This window comes from Aeromonas sp. Prich7-2 (assembly GCF_017939255.1).
Classification (GTDB): Bacteria; Pseudomonadota; Gammaproteobacteria; order Enterobacterales; family Aeromonadaceae; genus Aeromonas; species Aeromonas caviae.
In genome coordinates this window covers 1-9,647 of sequence record NZ_JAGKRI010000310.1, presented here as the reverse complement: position 1 = coordinate 9,647, position 9,647 = coordinate 1, and the positions used below count along the sequence as shown (strand labels likewise).

Here is a 9,647-nt window from a genome sequence, read left to right as displayed (position 1 = left end):
CCCCCCCCCCGTCTTGATGAACCTTGACCAGGAGTGCTGAATGTTCCCGATGATCCCCCGTATAGACCCCGAGATAGCCAGGTTGGCGCCGGGCTTTTGTGCCCTCAGCATCGTAGTGGAAGCTGCCCCCGTGATTGACACTCTGGTGGGGGAGCGGGCCCTGGCCCGGGCATGTGCGGCCCTTGGCACCGACGAGGCCCCCTGGGCCCTTGAACATCTGGCCGCCTGGGATCAGGTGTTCAAGGGGTTTGGCGCCAAGCCTGCCCGCACGCCCTGCTCGGCCCAGGCACTGCGCAAGCGGGTGCTGCGCGATGGCGTCTTGCCCGCCATCGATCCTGTGGTCGATCTCTACAACGCCATCAGCATCGAGTATGCCATTCCCGTGGGCGGGGAGGATCTGGCGGCCTATGTGGGAGCGCCGCGCCTGGTGATTGCCGATGGCAGCGAATGCTTTGACACCCTCAAAGAAGGGCTGCCAACCCAGGAGGCACCGGCTCCCGGAGAGGTGGTATGGCGGGACGATCTCGGCGTCACCTGTCGCCGCTGGAACTGGCGCCAGGGGATCCGCACTCGCCTGAGCCTCTCTTCCCCCCGGATGTGGTTCATTCTGGAGTGTCTGCCGCCGATGCCGCGCACGGCCTTGTGGGAGGCCGGCGACAGGCTGATTGCCGGTCTCACGCAGATGATGCCTGGGGCCCGCATCGAGCAGACGTTGGTGGAGTGATTGAAGGAGCAGACGAAAAGATAAAAGGAGGCACCCCATGCTCGCCCGGGCGGTCATGGGGCAGATCTTGCTCGCCATGCCACGTCTGTGCCGCCCGCCTTTCCCCACCGCCTGCCAACACACCAGCGGAAGAGAAACACGGCAACATGCCGGGCTGACATCGCCCCCTGGAGCTTGCCACGTCGGGGCTGGTGTACCCGGCCCTTTCAGCGCGCCTAACCGATGAACTTCAACCCCAGAATGCCGACGATGATGAGCAGCAGGCAGAGCACCCGGGCCAGGGTGGCCGGTTCGTTGAACAGCCAGATCCCCATCAGCACGGTGCCGACCGCGCCGATGCCGGTCCAGACCGCATAGGCGGTGCCAAGGGGCAGCTGTTTGACCGCCATGGCGAGCAGCAGCACGCTCACGGCCATGGCGAGCAGGGTCAGCAGGGTGGGGAGGGGACGGCTGAAACCGTCGGTGTATTTGAGGCCGATGGCCCAGGCGACCTCGAACAGGCCGGCCAACAGCAATAGCAACCAGGACATAAGGCAGATTCCGCAGGAAGCAGGGTCGTCCCTGCGTATCAGGAGGCCTCGGGGCCGTCCCCGAGGGGCAGCGGGGCTGCCGGTCGGTCTCAATGATGCCCCAACTGGAGGCAGGATGCCAACCGGCTGCCCGCAGGTCGGCCAGGCCGACGGATATTGCAGCGAATGGCACAGAATATTGCGCAATTCGACTTGCGCCCGCCGTCACAATCCGTAATGTGGACAGACGCATTTTTTGCAACTCATATATTGTGAATCCCTTGTAAACGGCTGGCGCCAAGGCAGGGGGTCACGGGTACCACACACGATTTCTATAAGCAGCTATCCAGGGTAGGACATTATGAAAAAAGTAGGTTTGGTCGGTTGGCGTGGCATGGTGGGTTCGGTGTTGATGAGCCGGATGCAGGAAGAGAAGGATTTTGCCCGCATTCAACCCACCTTCTTCACCACCTCCCAGGCCGGTGAGGCCGCCCCCAATTTTGGCGTCGATGCCGGCACCCTGCAGGACGCCTTCGATCTCGAGGCGCTGGCCGCGCAGGACGTCATCATCACCGCCCAGGGCGGCGACTACACCAAGGATGTCTATCCGCGCCTGAAAGCCGCCGGCTGGCAGGGCTACTGGATTGATGCCGCCTCCTCCCTGCGCATGGAGAAGGACGCTGTCATCATCCTGGATCCGGTCAACGGCGACGTCATCGAGGATGCCCTGAACAACGGCATCAAGACCTTCGTTGGCGGCAACTGCACCGTCAGCCTGATGCTGCTGGCCCTGGGTGGCCTGTTCAAGGCCGATCTGGTGGAGTGGGTGAGCGTGGCGACCTATCAGGCTGCCTCCGGTGGTGGTGCCCGCCACATGCGCGAGCTGGTCACCCAGATGGGCATGCTGCGGGATGAAGTGGCGGTGGAGCTGGCGGATCCCGCCTCCGCCATCCTCGACATCGAGCGCAAGATCACCGAGAAGACCCGCTCCGGCACCCTGCCGGTGGACAATTTCGGTGTGCCGCTGGCCGGTGGCCTCATTCCCTGGATCGACACCAAGCTCGACAACGGCCAGAGCCGTGAAGAGTGGAAGGGCCAGGCCGAGACCAACAAGATCCTGGGTATCGAAAACGCCGCTATCCCGGTGGATGGTCTGTGCGTGCGCATCGGCGCCCTGCGCTGCCACAGCCAGGCCTTCACCATCAAGCTGAAAAAGGATGTGCCGCTGGCCGAGATCGAAGCCCTGCTGGCCGCCCACAACGACTGGGTGAAAGTGATCCCCAACGATCGCGACATCACCGCCCGCGAGCTGACCCCGGCCGCCGTCACCGGCACCCTCAGCATCCCGGTGGGTCGTCTGCGCAAGCTCAACATGGGCCCGGAATACCTGGCGGCCTTCACCGTGGGTGATCAACTGCTGTGGGGCGCCGCCGAGCCGCTGCGTCGCATGCTGAACATCCTGCTGACCCGCTGAGGTAGCTGCAGCAGGGAACAAGGAAGGCCTTGCCTTTCTTGTTCCCCTCTTCGTGCCTGTCCATAAAAAAGCGGCATCCCTTGGGATGCCGCTTTTTAATTTATCCAGTTTGACTCTTAGATGTTCTGTGCTTCGTTTGGCACGATGACAGAGGCATGATTTCCTTTCGGCCCCTGCTGCAGTTCAAAGTTGACTGCCTGACCTGCTTTCAAGGTCTTGTAACCTTCCATTTGAATCGTGGAGTAGTGAGCGAAGATATCTTCACCACCGCCTTCCGGACAGATAAACCCAAATCCTTTTGCGTTGTTGAACCACTTGACTGTTCCGGTTGCCATACATCTACATCCTTTTATTGATTACCCTGAAGTCGTTGAGTAACCTGCGCCAGCCTTATATAACTAGGGCATGACCCCGTAGCAGACGGGCGCCGATTAGCAAGTAACCAATCTAGTCCAACTTTTAAGCGAGTCAAGAAGTTGTTAACAACCGATGTGATCTGGTTAACAAGTCTATTGACAATCTTGAGCGACACGGTAGTAATCTAGAGGTACCAAAGCGCAACTATGAGCAAGCAGAAAGAACTCTTTGCTAATGAAGAGATTGCAGAAGCAGAGAAAACGAAGCTGCAACCGCCACCCATGTACAAGGTCGTCCTGAACAACGACGACTACACACCGATGGAGTTCGTGGTGGAGGTGCTGCAAAGGTTCTTTGGTATGGATCTGGAGAAGGCCACTCAGGTGATGCTGAGCGTGCATTATAGTGGTAAGGGAGTCTGCGGCACATTTACCGCCGAGATTGCCGAGACCAAAGTGGTCCAGGTCAACACCTATTCACGTAACAACGAACATCCACTGCTATGTACCATGGAAAAGGCTTGAATCTGATGACTTGATGGCGATAACGACACCGCATTGTTGCTGTACTGAGGGGAGGTGCCTATGTTGAACAAAGATCTAGAAAAGACGCTGAACGAGGCTTTCAAGCTGGCCCGTGACGAGCGCCACGAATTCATGACCGTCGAGCACCTGTTGTTGGCCCTGCTGGATAACAGCTCAGCCCATGAGGCGCTGAGTTCATGTGGTGCGGATGTGGAGCAGATGCGCAAGGAGATCCGCGCCTTCATCAATCAAACGACTCCGCTCATCCCCCGTGACGACGAAGACAGGGAAACCCAGCCGACGCTGGGCTTCCAGCGCGTGCTGCAACGTGCCGTCTTCCATGTGCAGTCGTCCGGCAATACCGAGGTGAGCGGTGCCAATGTCCTGGTCGCCATCTTCAGCGAACAAGAGTCCCAGGCCGCCTACTTCCTGAAAAAAGCCGAAATAAGCCGCCTGGATGTGGTGAACTTCCTGTCCCACGGGGTGCGCAAGGACAACAAGCCCGAGAGTGGTGGCAACAATGCGGAATCTGATGACGAGGTATCCTCTGCCCAGATAGAAAGCTTTGCCACCAACCTCAACCAGCTGGTGCTGGAGGGGCGCATCGATCCGCTCATCGGCCGTGATCAGGAGCTCAATCGCACCATTCAGGTATTGTGCCGCCGCCGCAAGAACAACCCCTTGCTGGTCGGGGAAGCCGGGGTGGGCAAGACCGCCATCGCCGAAGGGCTTGCCTACCGTATCGTCAAGGGGGATGTGCCCGAGGTGATTGCGGGTAGCACCATCTACTCCCTGGACATGGGCTCCCTGCTGGCGGGCACCAAGTATCGTGGTGACTTCGAGAAGCGCCTCAAGGTGCTGCTCAAGCAGATCGAACGTCAGGAGGGGGCCATCCTCTTCATCGACGAGATCCACACCATCATTGGCGCTGGTGCTGCTTCCGGTGGCCAGCTGGATGCGGCCAACCTCATCAAGCCGCTGCTCTCCAATGGTTTGCTGCGCTGCGTGGGCTCCACCACCTACCAGGAATATGCCCAGATCTTCGAGAAGGACAGGGCTCTGGCTCGTCGCTTCCAGAAGATCGACATCGTCGAACCCACAGTAGACGACACTACTCGCATTCTGATGGGACTCAAGAGCCGTTATGAGTCTCACCATGGCGTGCGTTACACCGTCAAGGCGATCCGGGCGGCGGTGGAGCTCTCCGCCAAGTACATCAATGATCGCCATCTGCCTGACAAGGCCATCGACGTCATCGACGAGGCGGGGGCAGGGCAACGCCTCTTGCCCGTCAGCAAGCGCAAGAAGGTGATCAATGTGCCGGAAATCGAGGCCATTGTTGCCAAGATTGCCCGTATACCAGAGAAATCTGTCTCCTCCTCCGACAAGGAGGTGCTGAAGAATCTGGAGCGCAATCTCAAGATGGTGGTGTTCGGGCAGGACAAGGCCATCGAGGTGCTGACCGATGCCATTCGGTTGTCACGTTCAGGGCTTGGCAACGAACGTCGACCTGTGGGCTGCTTCCTGTTTGCCGGCCCGACCGGGGTGGGCAAGACCGAAGTGACCCAGCAACTGGGCAAGGCGCTCGGGGTCGAGGTATTGCGATTTGACATGTCGGAATACATGGAACGCCATACCGTGTCCCGGTTGATCGGGGCTCCTCCCGGTTACGTGGGATTCGAGCAGGGAGGGCTGTTGACCGACTCCGTCCTCAAGCATCCGCACTCCGTCGTGCTGCTTGACGAGATCGAGAAGGCGCACCCGGATGTCTTCAACCTGCTGCTGCAGGTGATGGACAACGGTACCCTGACGGACAACAACGGGCGCAAGGCAGATTTTCGCAATGTGATCCTGGTGATGACCACCAACGCAGGGGTTCAGGAGACCCAGCGCAAGTCCATCGGTTTCCAGCAGCAGGACATGAGCCACGATGCCATGGCGGTGATCAACAAGACGTTCAGTCCGGAGTTCCGCAACCGGCTCGATCACACCATCTGGTTCAACCATCTCGACATGAGAGTGATCCATCAGGTGGTCGACAAGTTCATCGTCGAGTTGCAGGTTCAGCTGGATGCCAAGGGCGTTTCACTGGAGGTGTCTGAAGAGGCGCGCCACTGGTTGGCAGAGAAAGGGTATGACAGGGCAATGGGGGCAAGACCCATGGGCCGGGTCATTCAGGAGCACCTCAAGAAGCCCCTGGCCAACGAGATCCTGTTCGGTTCCCTGGTCGATGGCGGCATCGTGAAGGTCGAGCTGGTGAACAACAGCCTCAGCTTTGATTTTCAGGTCAACGTTGAAGCTGTCTCTCACTGACTGTGAGCAAGGCCGGAAATGACAAAAAACCCCAACCGAGAGGCTGGGGTTTTTTGCTGAATTCCTGGCTTAGCGAGAGCGGAAAACAATACGTCCCTTGGAGAGATCGTACGGAGTCAGAGCCACCGTTACTTTGTCCCCAGTCAGGATACGGATGTAGTTTTTGCGCATCTTGCCGGAAATATGAGCGATAACCACGTGACCATTTTCCAGTTCCACACGGAACATGGTATTGGGCAAGGTTTCGAGAATGGTACCCTGCATCTCAATACTGTCTTCTTTAGCCATTGAATCCTCTTGATAAGCCACAACAAAAAACCGCTGGATCATGCCGGATTTAAGGCTATGTGTAAAGTTTACTCGGGCTTGGTGTCGATTTTTTTCCATTCGCCCTGTACCAGCAGCTCATGGGGCAGGTATTGGCGCTTGTAATTCATCTTGCGGCACTCCTCCACCAGATACCCCAGATAGAGCCACTGACGACCGGTACGTCTGGCCAGTTCCAACTGGCTCAGGATGGCGAAGGTGCCGAGCGACCGGTCGGCATAGTCGGGGTCGAAGAAGGTGTACATGGCGCTCAGAGAGTGGGGAAGCAGGTCCGTGGTGGCCACGCCGATGAGGCGTCCCTCCTTGCGCATCTCCAGATAGAGGGGGGGCATCCAGTCGCAGTGCAGGAACCCCTTGTATTGGGTCCGGCTCGGTGGATACATGCTGCCATCCCTATGGCGCTCACGGATATAGCGTTCATAGAGCTGGTAATACTCGGGCTTGTCGTCATAGCTCAGCACGAGTTCGAGATCTCGGTTCAACTGGCGGATGCGTTTCTGCCCACGGCTCGGGGTGAAGCGTTCACTGTGTATGCGCAAGGATTGGCAGGCGCTGCAGGCGGGGCAGTGAGGACGATAGATGTCGTTGCCACTGCGCCGGAATCCTGCCGTCAGCAGCCGTTCGTACCCGGCGGCGTTGAGCAATTCATGGTCCATCAGGACCAGCAACTGCTCCTGCTCGTGACCGAGGTAGCTGCACGGGTGCCTGGGGGTCAGCCCGACCTTGAGGATCACTTCTTCACTCATAGGCTGATTCTCCTCGGTTGCCAGCATCCCTCTTGCAACGGTTGCCGGGTCAGGGTGGCCAGGGTGGTCAGAAAGCGCTGCCTTGGCCACTCCTGGACGCCCAGCGTGGCCAGAAAGTCGTTTTGCATCTGGCAGTCGATGAGGGCACCGCCGTGCCCTGCAAAGTGGCGACAGAGGGCCACCATGGCCAGTTTGGCGCCATTGTCGATGCGGCTGAACATGGATTCACCACAAAAGAGTCGACCCAGGGAGAGACCATAGAGGCCTGCCTGCAACTGATCATCCTGCCAGACCTCGATGGAGTGGGCATGACCGAGGCGATGAAGGCGCCGATAGGCGTCGATCATGGGGGCACTTATCCAGGTGCCGCTGGCGGTGCGACGGGGGGCGGCGCAGGCTGCAATGACGTCATCAAAGGCGCGATTGATGTAAATCTCGAAGGGGGTGCGGCGCAAACACTTCTGCAGGCTGCGGCCGATGTGGAGTTCCTCGGGCACGATGACTCCCCTGGGATCCGGTGACCACCACAGCAGTGGCTGATGGGGTTCATTCCACGGAAAGATCCCGCTGTGGTAAGCTGCCAGCAATCGAGTGGGGGAGAGATCTCCCCCAATCGCGAGCAGCCCGTTGGGCTCTTCCAGCGCATGGCTGGGGGAGGGAAACCAGCACAGCTCATCATCCAGTTCGGTAAGATAGCGAGACATAAGGCAGAGGTTCATAGATGAAGGCCATTATCCTGATAGTATCCAGCTTGCTTGGCTTTGTCACGGCACCGGCCTGGAGTGCGGTGTATGAACGCAACACGGCGCGTCCGGTGGAGCAGGTGGTCTTCGGCCAGGTGGATGCGGTGCGCAACATCACCCAGCGCCAGATGGTGGAATCAGAGCATTCCGGCTGGAAAACTCTGGGAGGGGCCGTGCTTGGCGGGCTGCTCGGCAACCAGTTTGGCGGTGGGCACGGGCGGGAGATTGCCACTGCGGTCGGGGCACTGGCGGGAGCGGCGGCGGTGCAGCAGTTTCAGTCAGGGGGCAGCGTGGTGGAGAACAAGCTGGTGGAGCTGCTGATCCGCAACGAGCAGAATGGGCTCATCAACGTGATCCAGGATTACGATCCGGCCATGGTCTTTGCGCAGGGCGACAAGGTACGCATCCTCTATTTCAACGATGGAGTGCGGGTCGACAAGACCTATTGAACGGTGAAGAAGGGATTGACCCGGCGGCCGCCACACAAGGGGCGCCGGGCGGTACTACACGGAGTGTCTCTGCTGATGCTTGCTCAGACGTCCTGACAGACTATCTTGTCTCGCCCGGTATTCTTTGCCTGATACAACTGGCGATCTGCCTCGCTCAGCGCCTCGTCCATGGAGAGCCGCCCGACATTGATGACGCCGAAACTGGCGCGTACAAAGAGCGATATCTCCCGGGACAGCGGTTGCTGGCGCATTTGCAGACGAAGCCCTTCCAGCCGCTTGAGCAGCACGGGAACGGGGCAGTGTGGCACCATCAGGGCAAATTCTTCACCACCGAATCGGGCTATCATGGCATCCGGGAAGAACTGGGTGAGCAGCCTGGCCAGATGACAGAGCAGCTGATCGCCGATGGCGTGCCCCCAGTGATCATTGACCTGCTTGAAGTGATCCACATCGAGCACGCACAGGGAGAGCTGCGCCTGATGGCGCTGATGCTCCTCGAACCACTTTTGACCCTCGTTGAACCAGTAGCGTCTGTTGTAAAGTCCGGTCAGGTAGTCTCGGTTGGCCGATTCCTGGATGTTGTTGAACTGCTCAAGGGCCTCCAGGTTGTGGCTGACCCGGCACTGCAGCTCCTCGGGTTCAAAGGGCTGATTGAGAAAATCATTCGCCCCTTGCTTGAGGTAGCGTGCCGAGAGGCCGTGTTTGTCCGATACCGAGATGCCGATGATGGCGAGCTGCTGCTTGCTGTAGCGCTCGCGCAGCATTCGCACCAGGCTGATGCCGTCGATCTCCGGCATATAGTAGTCCACCAGCATCAGGCGAATGGCGGGGTGCTGCTCGAGCTGCGCCAGCGCATCGCGGGCAGAATTGGCCTCGTGCACCTGCAACAACTGCTTGCGCAACTGGGCCGCGGTACGGTGACGGGAGGTGCGTGAATCGTCGACCACCAAGACTTCGATGGCCTGGTTGAGGTAGAGGCGGTGCACCAGACCGACGGCATATTGCAGGGAGTGACGTGAATCCTTCATCACGTAGTCCAGCACCCCGGCCTCCAGCCAGGCTTCCCGCTTCTCTTCGCTGATGTCGGCCGTCAGGATCACCACCGGCAGCCCACGCTCCCTCAGCACGTTGACAGCCTCTCCGCCGGGGGCGTCCGGCAGGGTGAGATCCACCAGGGCGACCACATAATCTTCCCCATGGCAATCGCGAGCCCCTTCAAGGGTATCGAACGCGTCGATTTCCAGCCCGGTCTGCTGCGCAATGGCCTGGGTCAGCATGCGGCGTACCGTCAGGCTGTCTTCCACTATCATTATTTTTCGTTTCATCCTGCTCCTTGCAATAAAAAAGGTTCTTCGCGGGATCTTGGGGAAGTGGAAGTTGACAGACAGGGTGCTGGTAAACTGGCTGTCTCCAAACACACCACCACCATCACCCTGCTGTCGCCGTGCATCATATTGATATTGCCTCCTTCTGGCCAGGTT

General features: G+C 59.1%; 11 protein-coding genes. 5 read left to right on the top strand and 6 right to left on the bottom strand.

Annotated features, from left to right (window positions below; all coding sequences use genetic code 11):
• The first annotated feature begins 40 nt into the window (after positions 1 to 40).
• The gene (locus J9892_RS22360) at positions 41 to 724 is read left to right on the top strand and encodes a B3/4 domain-containing protein (protein ID WP_039039002.1); all 684 of its coding nucleotides are present in this window, start codon (positions 41 to 43) and stop codon (positions 722 to 724) included.
• Positions 725 to 939: 215 nt separating this feature from the next.
• On the opposite strand, the gene sugE is transcribed toward J9892_RS22360, so the two are convergent.
• Entirely contained in the window at positions 940 to 1,254 is a 315-nt protein-coding gene (gene sugE / locus J9892_RS22355) for a quaternary ammonium compound efflux SMR transporter SugE (RefSeq protein ID WP_210539051.1), read from the bottom strand.
• A 340-nt stretch (positions 1,255 to 1,594) separates the two neighbouring features.
• On the opposite strand from sugE, the gene asd reads away from it, so the two are divergent.
• On the top strand, positions 1,595 to 2,707 hold the full coding sequence (gene asd / locus J9892_RS22350) for an aspartate-semialdehyde dehydrogenase (RefSeq protein ID WP_210539048.1): 1,113 nt from the start codon (positions 1,595 to 1,597) through the stop codon (positions 2,705 to 2,707).
• A gap of 116 nt (positions 2,708 to 2,823) precedes the next feature.
• On the opposite strand, the gene cspD is transcribed toward asd, so the two are convergent.
• Positions 2,824 to 3,042, bottom strand: a complete 219-nt coding sequence (gene cspD / locus J9892_RS22345) for a cold shock-like protein CspD (protein ID WP_010674510.1) — start codon at positions 3,040 to 3,042, stop codon at positions 2,824 to 2,826.
• 228 nt (positions 3,043 to 3,270) lie between these two features.
• Here cspD and clpS point away from each other — a divergent pair, with 228 nt between their 5' ends.
• Together clpS and clpA are read left to right on the top strand one after the other, a co-directional pair.
• Positions 3,271 to 3,588, top strand: a complete 318-nt coding sequence (clpS, locus tag J9892_RS22340) for an ATP-dependent Clp protease adapter ClpS (protein ID WP_005325410.1) — start codon at positions 3,271 to 3,273, stop codon at positions 3,586 to 3,588.
• Between the two features lie 60 nt (positions 3,589 to 3,648).
• On the top strand, positions 3,649 to 5,901 hold the full coding sequence (gene clpA, locus J9892_RS22335) for an ATP-dependent Clp protease ATP-binding subunit ClpA (protein ID WP_128273140.1): 2,253 nt from the start codon (positions 3,649 to 3,651) through the stop codon (positions 5,899 to 5,901).
• Between the two features lie 69 nt (positions 5,902 to 5,970).
• Here the strand turns inward: clpA and infA are convergent, their stop codons facing one another.
• The 3 genes from infA to aat form a co-directional block, all read right to left on the bottom strand.
• On the bottom strand, positions 5,971 to 6,189 hold the full coding sequence (gene infA / locus J9892_RS22330) for a translation initiation factor IF-1 (RefSeq protein WP_005300033.1): 219 nt from the start codon (positions 6,187 to 6,189) through the stop codon (positions 5,971 to 5,973).
• Between the two features lie 68 nt (positions 6,190 to 6,257).
• Positions 6,258 to 6,974, bottom strand: coding sequence for an arginyltransferase (locus J9892_RS22325; RefSeq protein ID WP_010674512.1), 717 nt, complete (start codon positions 6,972 to 6,974; stop codon positions 6,258 to 6,260).
• Positions 6,971 to 7,678 (bottom strand): leucyl/phenylalanyl-tRNA--protein transferase, encoded by a 708-nt coding sequence (aat, locus tag J9892_RS22320; RefSeq protein ID WP_210539046.1) that lies wholly within the window; start codon positions 7,676 to 7,678, stop codon positions 6,971 to 6,973. Before aat ends, J9892_RS22325 begins: the two co-directional genes overlap by 4 nt.
• A 17-nt stretch (positions 7,679 to 7,695) precedes the next feature.
• Between aat and J9892_RS22315 the strand changes: the two genes are divergently transcribed.
• Positions 7,696 to 8,166, top strand: coding sequence for a glycine zipper 2TM domain-containing protein (locus tag J9892_RS22315; RefSeq protein WP_010674514.1), 471 nt, complete (start codon positions 7,696 to 7,698; stop codon positions 8,164 to 8,166).
• An 83-nt stretch (positions 8,167 to 8,249) separates the two neighbouring features.
• Here J9892_RS22315 and J9892_RS22310 read toward each other — a convergent pair whose 3' ends face one another.
• The gene (locus tag J9892_RS22310; RefSeq protein WP_029314438.1) at positions 8,250 to 9,491 is read right to left on the bottom strand and encodes a diguanylate cyclase; all 1,242 of its coding nucleotides are present in this window, start codon (positions 9,489 to 9,491) and stop codon (positions 8,250 to 8,252) included.
• Positions 9,492 to 9,647 lie beyond the last annotated feature (156 nt).